This is a genomic window from Streptococcus sp. SV2 (assembly GCF_030440175.1).
Classification (GTDB): Bacteria; Bacillota; Bacilli; order Lactobacillales; family Streptococcaceae; genus Streptococcus; species Streptococcus raffinosi.
On sequence record NZ_JAQFJQ010000008.1, the window covers coordinates 12,895 to 33,940 of the forward strand.

Here is a 21,046-nt window from a genome sequence, read left to right on the forward strand (position 1 = left end):
ATATTTCCTATTTATGATCAAGAGGCATTTTCGTCATCTTCTTCAATGAGTTCTTGTCCTGCCTTTTTCAGAATGTCCTGATAGGTTTGTTCAATCAAATTAAAATCTCCACTATCAATACTAGTCTGCATACTAATTAAGACATTCTCATAATCATGTTTGAAAGAACGCACACTTTTATATGCAGCCTCTATTTTTTGATTGTAGGCTTCCAAACTTCTTAAATGCTCCTCTTGTTCTCGAAGAATTTCGCTATCACGGACATCTTTACTATAGGAAACAAAACGAACTAAAATATACATATGTATAAGGAGCCCTACCCAAATATAAATCTGAGGATAGCCTGGAAGATAGGTTTGACTCAAAAGTAACGAGAATATCTCTTGCTTAAAAAGAATAAGAAGATAACTGATAATTAAAATCATATCTACTTGCAGAAGCATACTCTTGTACTTATCTTGCAACCCTTCAAAGGGTTTCTCAAAAAAGCGGTCTAAACCAAACATTTTTTGCAATCCTAGAAAGAATGGAAGAACCACACTATCCACAGCTAAAATTCCCAGGTTATTTGGAACTAAGTTGATTGGCTTATTAAAGAAAACGCGAAAAAGGTAAAAACTGAAGAAGCTAGTAACTAAAGTCCAGAATACAGGAGCAAAGAAAGCACAAAAATACTTTTCTTCTCTTGACGCTTGAGGCTTTTCAAGAAAAATAAAAACTAGGAGATAAATGGCATCTGGAATATCAATTTGCCATAATATTTTTGCTAGCCATTTAACAACAGCTACCACTACTACATAAGGAATATAACGATAATTAAAAACATCTAGATAAGCTAGTCTAGCTGAAATCACTAGATGTGAAACGACAACAACCAAAGCAATAAGGCCATCAATCGCGAGTTGCATGTGCTATTTCCCCTTTCTATTTCCCCGTATCTTATCCTTAAAAATTCACTCTGTCCTATCAGTTATCTCGGAAAGACAGAACTTGTGTGAAATGATAATCACAACTCCGAGTTTCAAGATTTACTTTTGGATAGCGATTAAGTATCTCTGCTACTTTAGACAGACCAAGACCGCGACCTTCGCCTTTACTAGAAACTCCTTCATCAAATATTCTGGACACAGGAATACGTTCCTCCCTCGTCGTATTGTCAATAACTAAGGTAAGGTAGTCCTGATTTTTAAAGAAAGATATCGTTAACGTTGGATCTTCAGATTTCACTGTAGCTTCTATAGCATTATTCAAGAACACAGAAGAAATCACTACCAAATCTAAAGCCTCAATTTGCGTAGATGATATGACATCTGGTAACTCTAAATTGACCTTTATTCCTAGGTTCTCAGCTTCAAGCACTTTTGCAGAGAAAAGACTCTTGAGAGAGGTGATTTCCAAATTGATTAAACGTGACAATTCATAATTTGACAACGTTAAACTATTCCCAGATTTTTCTAGAAGCTCCGCATATTCCTGCTTCAAAGCAGGTAAATCTCGGCGTTGAATACTATCTTCCATATTCTTAAGCCCTTCCAAATAATCCTTCTTAACCTGAGAAATATCATTATAGAGTTTTTCTAAACGGTGGCTATATTCTTCTAAACTTTCTTCGTGCCTAATCATCTCTTCAGCCAATTGGTCCTTTACTCTCCTCTTAGAATAAATATTGAGCTGAGCAAATAGTAAAATAAAGAGAATTGAATAAACAACTGTAATGCTACCTGCTAAATAAATAAAGAGTCCCATATAAGGAAAGACATTACTCGCATAGAAAATAACTAGAGATAAAATAATATATGCTAAAGTCACCCCAACCAACAGACGTTGCCTAACTTGGTAAGTGTGGTTATCCCCCATGATATCAAGAGCACTGAAGTCAATAAAGAAGACCTTGACAATCAAATGGAAGATTGGATACACCAAAAGATAAGATAGAGCAATAAGTACTGGGGTATCTTTTACTTGTAAATAATTAATTTGAAAAATCCATGGGAAGAAGTAAAGTTGAAGTAATTTAGAAGTTACCTCAACAAAGACCCACGGCAAAAAGGTGAAAAGAAATGAATTCTTTTCACGACTTGATGTTTTATTTAAGAATAGATGACAAAATAAGAGTGCTAAAAGTGAACCTGTGATGCCTCCTACAAATAGAGAGAGCAAGAGACTACCAATGATAAAATAGACTTTACTCTTCCACGTTTTGAGCAGGCCCGACATGTCATGGCTAACAATTAAAATAGCCAATAGACGTAGAACTGTAAATAGGACAATCATCTCTATACTCCCCCCTTTCCTTTCAAAAATCAACCTACTTTATTGTAACATAAATATATAATTTAGCGTTACTCCTATTAGAAAAAACTAAAAATATAAAACGCATTTCCCAAGTTAAGAGCTTTCAAAAGTTTCTCTACCTCTTAGAACCTTTCCCCTACTATACAGCCCAAGCACACATTAAAAAGAGCTTAGAAAAACTAAAGCTCTTTAACCGACTTTTTGACTTTTTTATGGATACATACCAATAACATAGTAAAAATACCAATTAAATCTTCTCATAATGTCCGCTCCCTTCTTGTTTTCTTATTTATCTATTATAAAACTAATTTACGTTTTTGAAAATGATAAATAGATTATTATATATATCATTGTTACATTAAAGTGTCAGCTCTTCCAGAAAGCTCTAATGCCAACTAGATATATAATCTAGTAAGTGGCTCCTCAACGGCTCGGTTTATCTACATTATAAAACCCAACAGATGTTGGGTCCGTTTTTATAGCGTCTCAAGAACTTGATTAATATGTTTAATTGATTTTTCACGACCAAGCAAGAAAATAGTATCTGGCAATTCTGGACCGTGCATTTCTCCTGAAACAGCAATACGGATTGGCATGAAGAGGTTTTTCCCTTTAATTCCTGTTTCTTTTTGAACAGCCTTAATTTGTGGGAAAATATTCTCAGTGACAAATTCATCATCTGACATTGCTTCAAGTTTCGCTTTAAAGGCCTTAAGCACTGTTGGCACTGTTTCACCAGCCATAAATTCTTTTTCAGCTTCTGTCAATTCTGGGAAATCTTCAAAGAAGAGATCCGTAAGAGGAACAATTTCTTCTGCAGCTGTCATTTGTGGCTTGTAGAGTTCCACTAATTTTTCAGCCTTGTCTGTCAAACGGCCAGCTTTTTCCAAGAAAGGCTTACAAAGAGCAAAGACCTTGTCGAAATCTGCATTCTTAATGTAGTCATTACTCATCCAATCTAATTTCTTTTGATCGAAGGCTGCTGGAGATTTACTGAGACGATTTTCATCAAAGAGTTTAATCAGCTCTTCACGAGAGAAGATTTCGTCTTCTCCACCAGGATTCCAACCAAGAAGAGCAATGAAGTTAAAGACTGCTTCTGGAAGGTAACCTTTTTTACGATAATCCTCTATAAATTGAAGGGTGTTCGTATCACGTTTAGACAACTTCTTACCTGTTTCAGAATTGATGATAAGGGTCATGTGTCCAAACTCAGGAGCTTCCCAACCAAGAGCTTCATAAACCATGAGTTGTTTTGGTGTATTAGCAATGTGATCATCTCCACGGATAACGTGTGAAATTTGCATATCGTGGTCATCAATAACTACCGCAAAGTTGTAAGTTGGGTAACCATCTTTCTTCTGGATAACCCAATCACCACCGATATTACCACCTTCAAATTCGATATCTCCTTTAACGATATCATGCCATTTGTAGATTCCTGACTCATTAACAGCCAAACGAACTGTTGGAACGATACCTGCCGCTTCACGTTCGGCGATGTAGGCAGCTTTTTCTTCTTCAGTCATGCCAAGAAATTCATTGATATAACGAGGTGTTTCACCAGCAGCTTCTTGACGTTCACGCTCTGCTGCCAATTCTTCTTCAGTCACATATGACTTGTAAGCCTTACCTTCTGCCAAGAGCTGATCAATATATTTTTGATAAAGTGGCAAACGCTCTGATTGACGGTAATTTTCATGTGTCTCTGGACTTTCATCCCAGTCAATTCCCAACCAACGCAAGTTATCAAGTTGAGAACGTTCACCATCTTCAACGTGACGTTTACGGTCAGTATCTTCAATACGGATAATGAAAGTACCGCCATGATGACGAGCATAGAGGTAATTAAACAATGCTGTACGGGCATTACCAATGTGTAAAAGTCCTGTTGGACTTGGTGCGTAACGAACACGAATATCTTTAGCCAAGATAAGTCTCCTTTTTATGTTTCATTCTTCAGTCTTTGGATACTTCATTAGATTAGAATCTATCTCAAGAGGCGACTCTAAGATTTCAAGTATCAGCAGGCAACTCAACCTTTTTTTTACTTCACAATAAAGGTTTATAAGCGAGTACCAATCCTTCTTATTATATCACAATCTAGAGATGGTTCGAGAAATTTTATCAAAAAAACGACCACCTATAGGAAGTCGTTTTGTATAGATTACTTAATGTGTTTTTCAAAATCTTTCTGAGCCTTGTCGTTAGATTTCGCTTTTTCTTTCAGCCAATCTTTGTAAGCCGAATCATATTGCTTCTTAGTAACAATATTATCTTGAGATTGGAGATACTTGAAGTAGTAAGTCGAACCTTTATCACCTGCTTGAGCATAAGCTCCAGAGAATGGTTTGATACGTGAAATCACGGCTGCAGCCCCATTATAAGTAGTTGTTGGGATATAAAGCGAACTATCTGTCAACCATGCTTGAGCTTTGGCATATTTTTCATAACGAGCTGTTAAATTGGTTGTTTCTTTAGAAGCATCGTCAACGAGCTGATCGTATTCTTTAAGACCTACTTTTTCAGCTGCTGGGCTATTAGGATTATCATATCCCATAAAGGACTTCGTATTCTCGCTATTAGTAGTCTTCAAGACATCAAGGTAAGTAGATGGATCTAGATAGTCTGGTTCCCAGGCAACACCAACTGATAAATCCCAATCTTCTGCTGCTGCATTTGCCGCAGAATAAGTGATATTGTAGAAATCATCAGATGACATTTGGTGGAGATCAAGTACAACATTATCTTTTCCTAGAGCAGATTCAACAGATTCTTTAAGCGATTGTACTTGATTCACATAAATCTTATTTGTCTGATTAACAGGAACATCCAAATGAATAGGGAACTGTACCCCTTCTGCTTGAAGAGCTGCTTTAGCTTTAGCAAACTCAGCTTTAGCCTTTTCTGGGTTGTAAAGTCCGTCTTGACTATCGGCAAGATTCACGCCTGCCCACTCATCACCAAAGGCTGGAAGTTGGTCCATCACCATAGCTCCAAAGTTTTTGCCATCTGCCTGTACAAAATCAGGTTTGACAAAGATATTACGGACAGCTGTTTTTCCTGCCTCTTTACCATTCAATTGAGCTGCATAATTCGTACGATTAATGGCAAAACTCAACGATTGACGGAAATCTTTGTTAAGAAGAGCTGCTTTCGTTGATGACTTTTGTTGATCATTTTCTTTAGAAGTATGACCATAAGTTTGACGATCAATGTTAATACCAACACCTTCTACAGCGGCACCAGGTTGTGTGTAGTAGATGTCATCTTTATACTGTTTGGCAACTTTAGAATAATTCGAACTTGTTGGGAATAAACGTGCTAAGTTGTAGACACCATCCGTAAAATTACGTTCCAAAGATTCTTGGTCTGTCCCATCATCGTAAGTTAACTTAACATTGTCAAAGTGGACATTGTCCTTATCCCAATAATTTTCGTTCTTAACAAACTCAATTGAGGATTTAGTTGTCAGTGATTTAAGAAGGAATGGTCCATTATAAAGAATAGAAGTTGGATCTGTTGATTTACCAAAGTCTTTCCCTTTAGATTTCAAAAAATCTGCGTTAACAGGCCAAGTCACTGAATAAGTCAACTTGGAATTCCAATAAGGCTCTGGTTCACTAAGAGTATATTGAAGGGTATGATCATCAATAGCCTTAATCCCTACATCTGCAAAATTTTTATTATCTCCTGAAACATAGTCATTCAAGCCTTTAACAGAGTTTTGCAACAAGTAAATAGCCTCAGATTTTGTATCAGCAGCATGTTTAAGCCCAGTCACAAAGTCCTTGGCTGTCACATCAGCGTATTCTTCACCATCTGAAGTGTACCATTTAACACCCTTACGAATCTTATAGGTATAGGTCAAACCATCTTGGGAAACAGACCAACTTTCAGCTACGGATGGCTTAAGGTTCCCATATTGATCATTCTCGAACAAACCATCAACACCATTACTAACAGCTGTAGTCATATTTTTCTTATTTGTAGAAACATAATCTAGGGTTGCAGGATCACCACCATAAACATAATTATAAGTCTTCCCAGATGTCTTACTTGATGACGAACAAGCTGCTAAAACACCCACAGATAGCAGACCTACGGCCGCCAGTAAAAATACCTTACTCTTTTTCATGCATCGTCTCCTTAAATTTGCAATGTCAGAAGTTTAAACATTCAATAATGATGTGTATACGCTTAAATTATACCATAAGTCCGTAAAATTAAAACTACTTTCTGAATATTTTTTTATTTTCTGTTCATACACCTCATTTCAGGCAACAAAAAAACCTATCCGAAGATAGGTTCCTTACTACTCTTACAATGAGTTTGGATCAACTTTGATACCAGCACCTTGTGTAGTAGTGATTGAAAGGTTTGTAATGTAAGCACCTTTCGCTGTAGCTGGTTTAGCTTTTTGGATAGCATCGTTAAATGCTTTAAAGTTTTCAACCAATTTTTCAGCTTCAAATGAAACTTTACCGATGATAGCTTGTACGTTACCTGCTTTGTCAGCACGGTAAGTGATTTTACCACCTTTAGACTCTTCAACTGCTTTAGCAACGTCCATAGTTACTGTACCAGTTTTAGGGTTTGGCATCAAGTTACGTGGTCCAAGGACACGTCCAAGACGACCAACGATAGCCATCATATCTGGTGTTGCAACAACAACGTCAAAGTCAAGCCATCCACCGTTGATTTTAGCAACGAGTTCATCTTCACCAACGAAGTCAGCACCTGCTGCTTTAGCTTCCTCAGCTTTAGCACCACGAGCAAATACAAGAACACGTTGAGTTTTACCAGTACCGTTTGGCAATACCATTGCGCCACGGATTTGTTGGTCAGCTTTCTTAACGTCGATGTTAAGGTTGTATGATACTTCAACAGTAGCATCGAATTTTGCGAAGTTAGTTTCTTGTGCAAGAGCTACAGCTTCTTCTACGCTGTAAGCTTTTGTGCTGTCGATTTTCTCAAGAGCAGCACGCATTTGTTTGCTTTTTTTAGCCATTTAATTATTTCTCCTTGTGTAATGTGGTCATAACGACTTTCATCTTCCACGTCACTCAGCGAAGTGAGACGACGTCTGTGGTTTTCTTGTTAACTGAATTAGTCAGTAACAGTGAATCCCATTGAACGTGCAGTACCTTCGATCATACGCATAGCTGATTCGATGTTTGCAGCGTTCAAGTCAGGCATTTTAGTTTCAGCAATTTCTTGTACTTGTGCACGAGTTACTGAAGCAACTTTAACTGAGTTTGGAGTACCTGAACCTTTTTCAACACCTGCTGCTTTTTTCAAAAGAACAGCAGCTGGTGGTGTTTTAGTGATGAAATCAAATGATTTATCTTCATACACAGAGATAACAACTGGGATGATCATACCAGCTTGGTCAGCTGTACGAGCGTTAAACTCTTTAGTGAATCCCATGATGTTGATTCCGGCTTGACCAAGGGCTGGTCCAACTGGTGGAGCTGGAGTCGCTTTACCAGCAGGAATCTGAAGTTTTACGATGTTTTCGACTTTTTTAGCCATTTTGTAATTTCCTCCTATTGTGGTTTTGGCGGTAAGTAAGTTTTGTTACCTCCCACAAGTATGTTTTTACATACCTTATCTATTATACAGAAATTCCTTTTAGATGCAAGAAATTCTTATTAAGTTTAGGAAAAAATTTACATAAAGCCCTTTTCGAGGTAAAATAGATTTATGATTCTATATAAATTCTTTGCCATAGCATTTTTGATTTTAACACCTATCTTTGCTTTTATTATCCATCGCTTCTTCAGTTTAAAATACCTTGGGCTTAATTTTGCTGATTTAACCTTTCCGCTATACTTTATTGAAGTAGTTGCCGTATCAGCACGTTTCTTTACCCATAGTTTTCTGCCATACATCACGATCTTGCTATCCTTGGCAGCTATCATTATCACAATTCAGATGTTAAGAAAGACACAATCCTTTAAATTTAAACGGTTCTTTAAATTATTCTGGCGCGTCAGTTTCTTCATCACCAGTCTCTTCTATTTAGGGACTGTCATTCTTATTTTTATCGTCACTTAGACAATGAGACAGACTCAGTACATTATTTCAGTGTGCTGAGTTTTTTTGCGTTGAATCATAAAAAGCAGGCATTCGTGCCTGCTTAACTATTCAGTATTAAGGGTTTACTTGGGTCATTCGTCCAGTATCAACATCGTAAACTGCACCGGAAATAATGACGTCATCAGGAATAAGCGGTGACTGACGTAAAATAGCCATATCTTCACGAACACTCTCTTCAACATCAGTGAATGGAAGAAAGTCTTTATCAGACACGTCAACACCAAGCTCTTTATTGAGGTAAGCTGTAAATTCATCATTCTTAAAGGTCTGAGCACCACAATCTGTATGGTGGAGAACCACTATTTCACGCGTTCCCATCTGTTGTTCAGAAATGACTAAGGAACGAATCATGTCTTCTGTCACACGCCCACCTGCATTACGTAGAATATGGGCGTCACCAAGAGCTAATCCCAAGGCTTGAGCAACGTGAAGGCGAGAATCCATACAGGTCACAATAGCAACCTTTGTCTTTGGTTTCAAGGGAAGATGGCCTGTCCCATGCAAATCAACATAGGCATTATTGGCATTGAGAAAGTTTTTAAAATAAGACATAGTAACTCACTTTCTAGTGGACAAATTAGGATAAACATTAAATTATCTAGGTTATATCTTACCACCTTTTAAAAACCTTGTCAGTTAAATGAATTGCTGAAAAAGAAAAACAAGAGTATCACAAAGGTCAGGATACTCTCGCTATTACTATTATGATCGTTTTGGTAAGTAGCGATTAAGAAGGCCTGCAAAGGTCTGAAGATTGAGACTCTGAACATAAATCTCGCCTGTCCCTCTAAAGGTATTAACAACCCCTTCTCCTGTTCCGATAGACTGCCAGAAACCATTTTCCAAATGAATATTGTAATCCAGAGACTGACTCCAAGCAACAACATGGGCATTGTCAATGGTCACTTCTTGATTGTTTAGCTCAATTTTTTTGATGGAACCGTAAGCATTGGCCAAAAGGGTACCTTGACCTTGTGTCGTCATCACAAAGAAGCCACCTTGACCACCAAAAAGAGCCTTACCAACAGACTGGTATTCCATTGTATAGTAGGCCGTGCCATCAAGTGCTAGAAAGGCACCATCATTAAGTCGGTACTGCTTTTCACCCAGATACAAAGGAATCACCTGACCTGGGGAATCAGGTGCCAAAGCCAAATAACCATTATTGGACTGAGCAACAACCTGAGTAATAAAGCTACTTTCACCCGAAACCATTGAACGCCCAACCGCTTTCACAAGGCGACCCAACCCTGAGCCACTAGCATTTAATCTAGTACTCAGGGTTACATTAGGTGTGTGGTATACCATACTGCCACGTTGGATAAAAACCGTTTCACCTTGATTAAGAGTTAGCTCTACCAGTGGGAATTGCATATTGCTGTCTGTGAAAAATTGCATCATAAATACCTCCCTATTCTTAAGAAAAGTATAGCATTGAACAGATATTTTTGCAAGCGCTTACAATATATCGCTTTGGGCAAGATTTTTTAAGAGAAGACTTTTTTGAGCACTTCTCCTACGGTCGTAACTCCAACGACCTGGATACCTTCTGGAATTGTCATGCCGTGAAGGGAATTCTTTGGAGCATAAATCTTAGTAAAGCCTAGTTTAGCGGCTTCATTGATGCGCTGCTCAATCCGAGTCACACGGCGAATCTCTCCAGTCAAGCCAATTTCTCCTATAAAGGCTTCCTGGGGATTGGTTGGAAGCTCCTTGTAACTGGAAGCAATAGCAACGGCAACAGCAAGGTCAATAGCCGGCTCGTCTAATTTGACACCACCAGCTGATTTGAGATAGGCATCTTGATTTTGAAGAAGAAGTCCGCAGCGTTTCTCTAAAACAGCCATGATAAGGCTAACACGGTTAAAATCCAGTCCTGTTGTTGTCCGCTTGGCATTACCAAAGACGGTTGGTGTCACCAAGGCTTGAACTTCAGCTAGGATAGGTCTGCTACCTTCCATTGTGACAACAATGGCAGAACCTGTGGCACCGTCTAGGCGTTCTTCTAAGAAAACTTGGCTAGGGTTTAGAACCTCTACCAAACCACCAGACTGCATCTCAAAAATCCCAATCTCATTGGTTGAACCAAAACGGTTTTTGACTGCTCGTAAAATACGGAAGGTATGGTGACGTTCCCCCTCAAAATAGAGAACCGTGTCCACCATGTGTTCCAACATACGTGGTCCAGCCAGCTGTCCCTCCTTGGTCACATGCCCAACAATAAATGTGGCAATGTTATTGGTTTTGGCAATTTGCATGAGTTCAGCAGTAACTTCACGAACCTGAGAAACCGAACCTTGAACGCCAGAAATTTCTGGACTCATGATGGTCTGAATAGAGTCGATAATGAGGAAATCAGGTTTTATAGCCTCCACTTGACTGCGAACGGCTTGCATATTGGTCTCAGCATAAAGATAAAATTCGTTATCAATATCACCTAAACGTTCACTCCGCAATTTGATTTGCTCGGCAGATTCTTCCCCAGATACATAGAGGACAGTTCCCTTGTTAGCCAGCTGTGTTGACACTTGTAAGAGAAGGGTCGATTTTCCTATCCCTGGGTCCCCTCCAATAAGAACCAGGCTACCTGGAACCACACCGCCACCTAAAACACGGTTAAACTCATCCATGTCGGTCTTTATGCGAGCATAATTAATTGAAGAGACTTCTTTTAATTTAGTTGGTTTAGACTTTTCACCCGTCAAACTGACACGGGCATTTTTAACCTCCTGCACCTCAACTTCTTCCTCAAAAGAGGACCAAGAAGAACAGTTGGGACAGCGCCCTAGATATTTGGGTGAATTGTAGCCACATTCTCGACAAACAAAAGTTGATTTTTTCTTAGCTATAATAATTCTCCTTCTACTGCGACTCCTATAGAGTGCCACTTATGCAATGTTTTTTGAAATTTCTTCTGGTTGGCAACTCCGACAGCAGACAAATCGACGGAAACCTGATAATTCTCCTTGACAGCTGCCAAAACAGAAGCCTTGACACAGCCATTGCCATCTACCCCTATAAACTCTATGCTCTTAGCACCATTTTCCTCTAAAAAATCTTTTAAATCTGGATTAGTAAATCAAGAAGCCCGACGCTTCTCAAAGATACGAGAAGATACAAGCAGCAAGCCGGTCGCAAATTTCTTCCTTCTATCTTTTCTCTCCCAGAAAAAACGATTGAGAATATAGATAACCCGGTCGCTGGGATAGCTAGCAATTTTGTCATTTACAGCTACAGTCAGTTCTTCATGATATGCTTTTCCAACAGCAACATAATCTGACTGCATGTCTACAACTAATAAATAGTCTGCCATTTTGCTCCCTCTACTGTCCAGTTGACCCAAATCCGCCAGTCCGCACACCATCTGCCTCATCTCCATCAACAATCAAGAAAGGCATAAAGACACCTTGAACAATGCGTTCGCCAACTTCAAGAGTCACGGGTTGATCAGTAATATTTTTCATCTGAGCGAAGATATGACCCTCATTTCCAGGATTACCATAATAATCGCCATCAATAACACCTACAGAATTGATTAAGACCAGCCCCTTTTTACGAGGGTTCGATGAACGGTCAAAGAGATAGAGGACCTCACCAGGTTGCATGTAAGCCTTAACACCTGTTGGAACGAGAACAATTTCTCCAGGAGCAATTACAGTGTTCTCTGCTACCTTTAAATCATAACCCGCAGCATGGGCAGTCTCACGTTTTGGAAGCAAGTCCTGATTGTTATAGGTTGATACGAGTTCAAATCCACGAATTTTTGTCATTATTTTTTCCTTTCGATACATCTATTGACTTTGTCTTGTAAAATTAGCAACACTAGCTTTAACAAAAAGAGTAGCTTTTTTGATATCCATCCTATTATAGTCTATTCGAAATCAGATGACAAAGGTAGCAGTCTAATGGCATTCTCATTAAACTAAGATTGACTTTTAGGTAGGAAAACGCTAACATAGTATAAGATATAATACTTTTAAGGAGAATTGTCATGAAATTCATCGGACTTGTTGGTACGAATTCAAAGTGTTCAACTAATAGACAATTATTGCAATATATTCAGAAACATTTTGCAGATAAGGCAGACATCGAACTTGTAGAAATTAAAGACTTCCCTGTCTTTAACAAGCCAGCCAATAAACAACTTCCAGAAAATGTCCTAGAGGTTGTTAAGAAAATTGAAGAAGCCGATGGGGTCATCATTGGAACACCTGAATATGACCATTCTATTCCTGCTGTTCTTATGAACGCTCTAGCTTGGGTGTCATACGGTGTGTTCCCTCTTTTGAATAAACCCGTTATGATTACAGGGGCATCTTATGGAACTCTTGGTGCTTCTCGCGCACAGCTACAACTCCGTCAAATCTTGAACGCTCCAGAAATCAAAGCTAATGTGCTTCCAGACGAATTCTTGCTATCACATTCTCTCCAAGCTTTTGATGGCAATGGTGATTTGGTTGACCTTGATGTTATTCAAAAATTAGACGCCATTTTTGATGACTTCCGTCTGTTTGTTAAAATCACTGGTAAACTCTCACACGCTACAGAATTGCTACATAAAGAAGCTGAAAACTTTGACTGGGAAAGCTTATAATACAGGAGAATAGAAACTATGAAATTTGTTGGACTTGTTGGAGCAAATTATGATCAATCATACAACCGTAAATTGCTCGAATTTATCAGAAGACATTTTAAAATTAAATTTGAACTTGAAGTCTTGGAAATTGACGAAGTGCCTATGTTTAACCAAGACGAAAAATGGGACGAAAGCTTCCAACTTCGCTTGCTTAACAACAAGATTACACGCGCTGATGGGGTCATCATTGCAACTCCCGAACACAACCACACCATTTCTGCAGCGCTTAAATCTGTTTTAGAGTGGCTCTCATTCGAAGTGCACCCATTTGAAAACAAACCTGTCATGATTGTTGGGGCATCTTACTACGACCAAGGAACTTCACGCGCCCAAGTACATTTGCGTAAAATCCTTGAAGCACCTGGTGTTAACGCCTATACACTTCCAGGTAATGAATTCTTGCTCGGTAAGGCCAAAGAAGCTTTCGACCTTGATGGTAACATCACAAATGAAGGTACTGTTAACTTCCTTGAACAATGCTTAGACAATTTTGTCCAATATGTAGGAGTGGTTTCTAAATTGAAAAAACCAAAACCAATTGAACCAGAAGACTTAGATTGTAACAACCCAATCGCTACAACTGTTACCGAGGTTGATCCTGACGATCCAGAATGGGTAGAAAAAGTAGCTGAAATCACTGGTGCAGTGTCTGGTGATACATATGTTAAACTAGATCACGGTATTTTGACAGTTAACCAAATTGACATGTTCCTCAAGGCTATGCCATTTGAATTAACTTATGCCGATGATAATAACCAATTCCTCTACTACAATAATGCCCATCAAGATCCTGATACCATGTTTGCCAAACGTGTGCCACCTCAATCAGGTAGCCGTATGTCAACAGTTCACGGTTCACTTCCACCAGCTCGTATGAAAAATGTGGAATGGGTTATCGGTACCCTTCGTAACGGCAACCAAGAATATGTGCGTACGATTGTCCCAGGCTCACCTGAAGGGGTTATCAACACACACAATTATCAGGCTATGTACTATGATGATGGTTCTTATGCAGGAATCAATGAAATCGTCTTTAACTTTAAACCATGGCTTGACTGGTATCTCGAAACAACTGGTCAACGCCTTGTCGGAGGAAGTGGTCCTTTTGCACCGGCTGCAGCTAGTCATGGCGGTAGCGACGCAACATCTGGAGCATCAGATGCCGGCGGTCACAGTGGCGATGCAGCTTCAGACGCAGATGCAACATCTGGAGCATCCTCACATTAAGACTTGGAAAAGTTGGGACAACTGTCCTGGCTTTTTTCATGGTCATCTTAGATTAACCTTCACCCAAGCATGTGTATCTACTCATGCTCCATGTCACACTACTTAGAGGTAAACTTATGTCTCAATTCCAAGAAAAAGTTTTTGCTGCTTGCGCTAAAAAAGAAGCGCTCTTCAACGAAAGCCTTGGTCGCTATGCCTTGCGTTCGATGCTTGCAGGCGCTTATCTCACCATGTCAACTGCCGTAGGGATTATTGGTGCTGATATTATTGCTACAGGTATGCCAGCCCTTTCTCGCTTTGTATTTGCCTTTATCTTTGCTATCGGATTGGTCTTCGTTCTCATTTTCAACGGAGAGTTAGCCACTTCAAACATGATGTTCCTTACTAGTGGTGCCTATTATGGCAAAATCAAATGGAGTAAGGTTTGTACCATCCTTCTCTATTGTACTTTCTTTAATTTTGTCGGAGCTCTTATCTTAGCTTGGTTTTTCAATCAATCCTTCTCTTTCCACCATTTGACAGACAAGAGCTTCCTAGTCACTGCTGTTTCCACTAAACTTGGAAAAACAGATTGGATGAACTTTACTGAAGGTATTACTGCTAATATGTTCGTCAACCTTGCTATCTTGGGCTATATGCTCCTCAAAGAAGAGTCTGCCAAGATTTTCATTGCCCTATCAGCCATCTTTATGTTTGTCTTCTTGGTGAATGAACACTTGATTGCTAACTTTGCTTCCTTTATGTTGCTAGGCTTCAATGGTGTTCGTGATGCTGTGGACAATTTCACATTGGCAAATATTCTACGTCAGTGGGTAGTCGTTTTCTTCGGTAACTGGATTGGCGGCGGTATTTTCATTGGTTTGGCATACTCTTGGCTCAATAAAACTAAGACACCTCACATTGATTAGGAGGCCACATGCGTCAAAAAAGACTTATCAAAGAAACTATCCTGGCTATGCTGCTTTATTTTATTTGCTTAGCTATAGCTGTCGCCATTGATTTAATATTTTTTAAAGTCAAAAACATGTATCACACACCTGCTATGGTGGCTATCTTTGCGGGATGGGTTTATTTAGGGCTTATTCGAAAGACCAAGCAATTTGGAGCTATTACCTGTCTAGGAATATTTATGTCTGTCTTCTTCTTTGCTTCTGGTCACTTTGTCCTTACCTTCCTTCCCAACCTTTTAGCTGGTCTAATCGCTGATTTTATTGCCAAGCAAGGTAATTATGAGAATGATAAATTTAATCTACTTTCCTACATGATATTCTCTCTGGGAAACTTGGCTCCCATTGTTACCATGTGGATAGCTCCTAAAGCCTATATTGCACAACTCCTTGCCAAGGGGAAAACACAGGATTATGTAGACCAAGTTATGGTCCCATTTACAACTAGCCATGTCTTAATTCTAATAGGTGGAACTCTCATGGCTGCTCTCATTGGAGGTTACATTGCTAAAAACTGGCTTAAAAAATAATAACCACCTACGTTCCTAACAGAGAGTACAAGACAAACACGCTTTTCTTATGTTATAATGAGAAAGAATATAGTCTTTTTCTGCTTTGTTAGAAAGGACCTAAAGGGAGACCTAATGATGAAAAAACAAAAAATCGCTGTCTTGGGCCCTGGTTCTTGGGGAACTGCCCTTGCTCAGGTACTCAATGACAACGGACACGAGGTTCGTATTTGGGGAAATATCCCTGAACAAATTGATGAAATTAACGAGAAACATACCAATACCCGTTATTTCAAAGATGTGGTTTTGGATGAAAACATTAAAGCCTACAAAGAACTTTCCCAAGCTTTAGATGGAGTTAATGCTATTCTCTTCGTTGTTCCAACCAAGGTTACTCGTTTGGTAGCCAAACAAGTTGCCGAACTTTTGGACCATGAAGTTGTTATCATGCATGCTTCAAAAGGATTGGAGCCAGGAACACACGAACGCCTCTCAACTATCCTTGAGGAAGAGATTCCTGCAGAACTTCGCAGTGACATTGTTGTCGTATCCGGTCCAAGCCATGCTGAAGAAACTATCGTTCGCGATATCACCTTAATTACAGCGGCCTCAAAAGATCTTGAGACTGCACGCTATGTTCAAGGTATGTTCAGTAATAACTACTTCCGCCTTTACACCAATTCAGATGTTATTGGTGTTGAAACAGCTGGGGCACTTAAAAACATTATTGCCGTCGGTGCCGGCGCCCTTCATGGTATGGGCTATGGAGATAATGCTAAGGCAGCCGTTATTACTCGCGGTCTCGCAGAAATCACTCGTTTGGGTGTAAAACTTGGTGCTGACCCTTTGACTTACAGCGGTCTTTCTGGGGTTGGTGATCTTATTGTTACAGGGACTTCTATTCATTCACGTAACTGGCGTGCTGGTGATGCACTCGGTCGTGGCGAAAAACTGGAAGACATTGAACGTAACATGGGTATGGTAATTGAGGGAATTTCAACTACTAAGGTTGCCTACGAAATCGCTCAAGAACTCAATGTCTATATGCCAATTACAACAGCAATCTACAAATCCATCTATGAGGGTGCTGACATCAAGGAATCTATTCTCAATATGATGTCCAATGAATTGCGCTCTGAAAATGAATGGGATAAAAAATAAATAATCTAAGGAGTTCTCATGAAGAATCAAAAAGTCAAAAAAGCTGTCATCCCTGCTGCAGGACTTGGTACACGCTTTTTGCCAGCTACAAAGGCCTTGGCCAAAGAAATGTTACCAATCGTTGATAAACCAACTATCCAATTTATCGTTGAAGAAGCTCTCAAATCAGGCATCGAAGATATCTTGGTCGTGACTGGTAAGTCAAAACGATCTATCGAAGACCATTTTGACTCAAACTTTGAGTTGGAATACAACTTAGAACAAAAAGGTAAGACAGACCTGCTAAAATTGGTTAATGATACTACTGCTATCAACCTCCATTTTATCCGTCAAAGTCACCCACGTGGTCTCGGAGATGCTGTACTTCAAGCCAAAGCTTTTGTCGGTAACGAACCATTTGTTGTTATGCTTGGTGACGACCTCATGGATATTACCGATGACAATGCGGTTCCATTAACCAAACAACTTATTGATGATTATGAGGAAACACACGCTTCTACTATTGCGGTTATGCCTGTACCACACGAAGATGTTTCAGCTTACGGTGTTATCGCCCCTCATGGTGAAGGTCACAATGGCCGTTATAGCGTGGAAACTTTCGTTGAAAAGCCAAACCCAGAAGATGCTCCAAGTGACCTTGCTATCATCGGACGTTACCTTCTGACACCTGAGATTTTTGGAATTTTGGAAACACAAGAACCAGGTGCAGGTAATGAGATCCAATTGACTGATGCTATTGATAAACTCAATAAAACGCAACGTGTCTTTGCTCGCGAATTTACAGGTAAACGTTACGATGTAGGAGATAAATTTGGTTTCATGAAAACCTCTATTGACTACGCCCTCCAACACCCTCAAGTTAAGGAAGACCTTAAAAAATATCTTATTGACTTGGGACACAAACTCGAAGGCAAACCTAAGCAAAAAGACTAATATAAAATCCATCGAAAAATTTTCGATGGATTTTTCATATTATCTAAAGATAGGTAAAACCTAAAATAGTCACTAAAAGAATAATATAAGTTAAAAATGCTGTCAGGCGCCAACCTCTACTAAAAAGTCGACTTTCAACCTTATTAGCCAAAAAAATAGCTGCTAGAGCACCTCCAACCAAGCCTCCTAGGTGACCAGTAATCCCAACACTAGGTGTGAAGAGATTGAAAATCAAATTGACGACAATTAAAGATAGATAACTACGTCCCAACTGGTTAAGTAAGGGGCTATGACTATAATAACCAAGTATTACCACAGCTGCAAAAAGGCCAAACAAGGAGGTAGAGGCACCAGCTGCAATAACATTAGGCGTAAAAATCAAGGTGAAGGCATTCCCCATAACACCAGCTAACAGATAGAGCCCTAGGAAACGCAGAGTCCCAAAAATTTGCTCAGCCATTTTGCCAATAAAATAAAGGGTAAGCATATTAAATAAGAAATGCTCCAGACCGATATGTACAAAAATTGGTGTCACTAAACGCCAAAGGTCTAAGGGACTATATTGAACAAAAACACCATACATAGCCCCCATTTTAAAAAGACTAAGGGGTGCTGTCGCTTGAAAATCATTTAGAAGATATTGACACCCAAAAGTCAACGTCGTTAGCCCCAATAAAAGATAGGTAGCAGGGTGTCTCTTCCATTCATTTACTTGCATGTGATAACCTCCCTAACGGCGACGTCATGGCTATCTGGGGTAAAATCCTTTTCCTGACAGGGATAAACCATGCTAACTGTCATCCCTTCAAAGTCAGACAAATAGCGGTCATAATAACCTGCTCCGTAACCAATGCGATAGCCTTCAGCATTGAAAACTACACCTGGCACATGAATCAAATCAATCTCTGATTTTTCCACAGCCAAATCAGACGCAGGTTCCATCAAGCCAAAAGAGGTTGCAACAAGATTATCTGGATCGTAATCGACAAAAATCATTCGACCTTGTTTATAGGTTTTTGGAACCACAAGACGCTTCCCATCCTTTAAAGCCTGATTGATTAAAAGACTGGTGTCATATTCATGCGGGAAAGCCAAATAGGTAGCAATCACCTGAGCCTCTTTATAAGCAGGTAAGGTAATTAATTGCTCTAAAAGATATTGGTCTAACTTAGCCTTGGTCTCAGGTTCCTGTGAAGTCAACTGAGCCAAAACAGTTTTTCTAAGTTCATTTTTCATAGGTTTATCATATCAAAAAAGCTACCAAAAGTCAGACCTGGTAGTTTTTCAGCTTTGTAAAATGTCACTAGGCTTCTGCCTTGTATTTAAGGAACTTACCGATTTCAGCTACCCCAAAAGCAAGGGCGTCCTCATTTGGACTCATCTTAGGATGGTGAAGGGCATATGGCGTATCAATCCCCAACCAGAACATGACACCTGGAACCTTACTAAGCAGATAACCGAAATCTTCTCCAGTCATAGCTGGTAAACAATCAATCAAGTTAACAGCTGGACTGGCTTCAAAGAAGGTCATCAATTCTTTAGCCAAGGCTGGGTTGTTTTCCACAGGTAGATAACCACCCTGTTTCAATACAACATCCACTTCCATACCAAAGCTAGCTGCCACACCCTCTGCGATTTGGCTGACACGCTTTTGAATAAGACGACCCATTTCTAGCGTAAGCGTACGAATGGTTCCATAGACCTCTGCTGTTTCAGCGATGACATTGTTGGTCGTTCCTGCATGGAAAGAACCAAAGGTAACTACCCCACCCTGGATAGGGTCAACATTACGACTGACAATAGTTTGAACTTGGGTAATAAAGTAAGAAGCTGCTACAAGGGCATCATTAGCCTCATGTGGAAAGGCAGCGTGTCCTCCTTTGCCTTTGAAAGTAACAAGTACCTCACAAGTTCCTGCAAAAAGGGTATTCGTATTAGTCGCAATGTCGCCTACTTTGAAATCTGGACGGACATGAAGTCCATAAAACTCATCTGGTAGCCAATCACCGAAGGCCCCGTCTTCATACATAAGCATACCACCAGCTTCATTTTCCTCAGCTGGCTGGAATAAGAAGAGCATATTATTTTTAGGTTGAACCTCAACCATTTGGTCAAGAAGTCCAAGCGCTGTCGTCATATGAATATCGTGACCACAGGCATGCATACGACCCTCATGAGTAGATTTAAAGGGAAGACCTGTTTCCTCTTCAACCGGAAGAGCGTCAATGTCTGTACGCCAACCAATGGTTTTTTCAGGAGCATATCCATGGAGATAAACCAGAATACCTGTACGCCAAGTACGTTGCTCCACAAAGTCCTTTCCCTCAGTCATTTCAGCAATACGCTCTAAGAGATAAGCCTGGGTTTTAAACTCTTCCAAACCAATTTCTGGAATTTGATGAAGGTCTCGTCTGATTTTGATTAAATCAAGTGTCATTTTTATTTTCCTTTTTTGTCTTATTTAATAGAGAATCTAGAAATAGAGGCCTTACGGCCTCTACTATCAATATGTTATAAGTTACGCAAGGCGTCTTCAAGTGCTGTTTTTTGTTGTGTTTTTTCATCAATTTCCTTGATGATGCGAGCTGGAACACCAGCTACAACGACATTTTCAGGAACATCTTGAGTAACGATAGCTCCAGCGGCAACGACTGAACCATTACCAACTTGAACCCCTTCGATAACAACAGCATTGGCACCGACAAGAACGTTATCACCGATACGAACTGGATCTGCTGAAGCCGGTTCAATCACACCAGCAAGGACCGCACCCGCACCGATGTGGCTGTTTTTACCAACAGTAGCACGACCACCAAGGATAGCCCCCATATCAATCATAGTACCAGCACCGATTTCAGCACCGATGTTGATAACAGCCCCCATCATAACGACAGCATTATCTTCGATAGTTACTTGGTCACGGATAATAGCACCTGGTTCGATACGTGCATTAAGGTGACGTTTATCAAGCAATGGAACAGCTGAGTTACGGCCATCTTGTTCCACAACGTAGTCCTTGTTTTCAGTCAAGTTGGCAAGAAGTGGTTCGATATCTTTCCAGTCTCCGAAAAGAACATTACCAAGCTTAGTGACAGAAGCTGGAACAGCAGTTGCCAATTCCCCTTCAAAGGTTACTTTAACATTCGTTTTCTTTTCTGCATTACCGATAAAAGCGATAATTTCTTGAGCAGACATTTTTTGTGCAGTCATGAGATTCTCCATTCACATAAAGTTAG

Annotated in this window: 21 protein-coding genes and 1 pseudogene; 7 read left to right on the forward strand and 15 right to left on the reverse strand. The window is 39.7% G+C overall.

Going from position 1 to position 21,046, the window contains the following annotated elements; all coding sequences use genetic code 11:
• Positions 1-17: 17 nt before the first annotated feature.
• From PCY14_RS05940 to rplK, 6 genes are all read right to left on the reverse strand, one after another.
• On the reverse strand, positions 18-854 hold the full coding sequence (locus tag PCY14_RS05940) for a histidine kinase (RefSeq protein ID WP_301363251.1): 837 nt from the start codon (positions 852-854) through the stop codon (positions 18-20).
• A 112-nt stretch (positions 855-966) separates the two neighbouring features.
• Positions 967-2,274 (reverse strand): sensor histidine kinase, encoded by a 1,308-nt coding sequence (locus tag PCY14_RS05945; RefSeq protein WP_164376575.1) that lies wholly within the window; start codon positions 2,272-2,274, stop codon positions 967-969.
• A gap of 497 nt (positions 2,275-2,771) precedes the next feature.
• Positions 2,772-4,226 carry a glutamate--tRNA ligase gene (gene gltX / locus PCY14_RS05950; protein WP_008536178.1) on the reverse strand — a complete coding sequence of 485 codons (1,455 nt, stop codon included), beginning with the start codon at positions 4,224-4,226 and terminating at the stop codon, positions 2,772-2,774.
• Positions 4,227-4,462: 236 nt separating this feature from the next.
• Positions 4,463-6,433, reverse strand: a complete 1,971-nt coding sequence (locus PCY14_RS05955; RefSeq protein ID WP_060933842.1) for a peptide ABC transporter substrate-binding protein — start codon at positions 6,431-6,433, stop codon at positions 4,463-4,465.
• 183 nt (positions 6,434-6,616) lie between these two features.
• A complete protein-coding gene (gene rplA / locus PCY14_RS05960) occupies positions 6,617-7,306 on the reverse strand; it encodes a 50S ribosomal protein L1 (RefSeq protein ID WP_002888715.1) in 690 nt (229 codons plus the stop codon).
• A gap of 98 nt (positions 7,307-7,404) precedes the next feature.
• On the reverse strand, positions 7,405-7,830 hold the full coding sequence (rplK, locus tag PCY14_RS05965; RefSeq protein WP_002885648.1) for a 50S ribosomal protein L11: 426 nt from the start codon (positions 7,828-7,830) through the stop codon (positions 7,405-7,407).
• Between the two features lie 171 nt (positions 7,831-8,001).
• Between rplK and PCY14_RS05970 the strand changes: the two genes are divergently transcribed.
• Complete coding sequence (locus tag PCY14_RS05970; RefSeq protein ID WP_021152609.1) at positions 8,002-8,355, forward strand: DUF3397 domain-containing protein; 354 nt, start codon at positions 8,002-8,004, stop codon at positions 8,353-8,355.
• 96 nt (positions 8,356-8,451) lie between these two features.
• Here PCY14_RS05970 and PCY14_RS05975 read toward each other — a convergent pair whose 3' ends face one another.
• From PCY14_RS05975 to PCY14_RS05995, 5 genes and pseudogenes are all read right to left on the reverse strand, one after another.
• A complete protein-coding gene (locus PCY14_RS05975) occupies positions 8,452-8,949 on the reverse strand; it encodes a carbonic anhydrase (protein ID WP_021152610.1) in 498 nt (165 codons plus the stop codon).
• A gap of 150 nt (positions 8,950-9,099) precedes the next feature.
• A complete protein-coding gene (locus tag PCY14_RS05980) occupies positions 9,100-9,795 on the reverse strand; it encodes a TIGR00266 family protein (protein ID WP_008536168.1) in 696 nt (231 codons plus the stop codon).
• 89 nt (positions 9,796-9,884) lie between these two features.
• Positions 9,885-11,246 (reverse strand): DNA repair protein RadA, encoded by a 1,362-nt coding sequence (gene radA, locus PCY14_RS05985; RefSeq protein WP_293926727.1) that lies wholly within the window; start codon positions 11,244-11,246, stop codon positions 9,885-9,887.
• A pseudogene (locus PCY14_RS05990) lies at positions 11,243-11,710 on the reverse strand (isochorismatase family protein). The gene radA and the pseudogene PCY14_RS05990 overlap by 4 nt, the downstream one beginning before the upstream one ends.
• Positions 11,711-11,720: 10 nt before the next feature.
• Positions 11,721-12,167, reverse strand: coding sequence for a dUTP diphosphatase (locus PCY14_RS05995; RefSeq protein WP_002888708.1), 447 nt, complete (start codon positions 12,165-12,167; stop codon positions 11,721-11,723).
• Positions 12,168-12,388: 221 nt separating this feature from the next.
• Between PCY14_RS05995 and PCY14_RS06000 the strand changes: the two genes are divergently transcribed.
• The 6 genes from PCY14_RS06000 (at position 12,389) to galU (ending at position 17,810) form a co-directional block, all read left to right on the forward strand.
• Positions 12,389-12,991: an NADPH-dependent FMN reductase gene (locus PCY14_RS06000; RefSeq protein WP_021152615.1), complete on the forward strand. Its 603-nt coding sequence runs from the start codon at positions 12,389-12,391 to the stop codon at positions 12,989-12,991.
• Positions 12,992-13,009: 18 nt separating this feature from the next.
• Positions 13,010-14,260 (forward strand): NAD(P)H-dependent oxidoreductase, encoded by a 1,251-nt coding sequence (locus PCY14_RS06005; protein ID WP_021152616.1) that lies wholly within the window; start codon positions 13,010-13,012, stop codon positions 14,258-14,260.
• A gap of 116 nt (positions 14,261-14,376) precedes the next feature.
• Positions 14,377-15,168 carry a formate/nitrite transporter family protein gene (locus PCY14_RS06010; RefSeq protein WP_021152617.1) on the forward strand — a complete coding sequence of 264 codons (792 nt, stop codon included), beginning with the start codon at positions 14,377-14,379 and terminating at the stop codon, positions 15,166-15,168.
• An 8-nt stretch (positions 15,169-15,176) separates the two neighbouring features.
• On the forward strand, positions 15,177-15,737 hold the full coding sequence (locus PCY14_RS06015) for an MptD family putative ECF transporter S component (protein WP_021152618.1): 561 nt from the start codon (positions 15,177-15,179) through the stop codon (positions 15,735-15,737).
• Positions 15,738-15,854: 117 nt separating this feature from the next.
• Positions 15,855-16,877, forward strand: a complete 1,023-nt coding sequence (locus tag PCY14_RS06020) for an NAD(P)H-dependent glycerol-3-phosphate dehydrogenase (RefSeq protein WP_002888697.1) — start codon at positions 15,855-15,857, stop codon at positions 16,875-16,877.
• A gap of 18 nt (positions 16,878-16,895) precedes the next feature.
• Positions 16,896-17,810: a UTP--glucose-1-phosphate uridylyltransferase GalU gene (gene galU / locus PCY14_RS06025; protein ID WP_021146547.1), complete on the forward strand. Its 915-nt coding sequence runs from the start codon at positions 16,896-16,898 to the stop codon at positions 17,808-17,810.
• 43 nt (positions 17,811-17,853) lie between these two features.
• Here the strand turns inward: galU and PCY14_RS06030 are convergent, their stop codons facing one another.
• The 4 genes from PCY14_RS06030 to dapD form a co-directional block, all read right to left on the reverse strand.
• A complete protein-coding gene (locus PCY14_RS06030) occupies positions 17,854-18,528 on the reverse strand; it encodes a rhomboid family intramembrane serine protease (protein ID WP_021152619.1) in 675 nt (224 codons plus the stop codon).
• On the reverse strand, positions 18,519-19,046 hold the full coding sequence (locus PCY14_RS06035; protein ID WP_021146549.1) for a 5-formyltetrahydrofolate cyclo-ligase: 528 nt from the start codon (positions 19,044-19,046) through the stop codon (positions 18,519-18,521). The genes PCY14_RS06030 and PCY14_RS06035 overlap by 10 nt, the downstream gene beginning before the upstream one ends.
• Before the next feature lie 67 nt (positions 19,047-19,113).
• Entirely contained in the window at positions 19,114-20,247 is a 1,134-nt protein-coding gene (locus tag PCY14_RS06040) for an N-acetyldiaminopimelate deacetylase (RefSeq protein ID WP_008536143.1), read from the reverse strand.
• Between the two features lie 74 nt (positions 20,248-20,321).
• Positions 20,322-21,020 (reverse strand): 2,3,4,5-tetrahydropyridine-2,6-dicarboxylate N-acetyltransferase, encoded by a 699-nt coding sequence (gene dapD / locus PCY14_RS06045; protein WP_002886999.1) that lies wholly within the window; start codon positions 21,018-21,020, stop codon positions 20,322-20,324.
• Between the last annotated feature and the right edge of the window lie 26 nt (positions 21,021-21,046).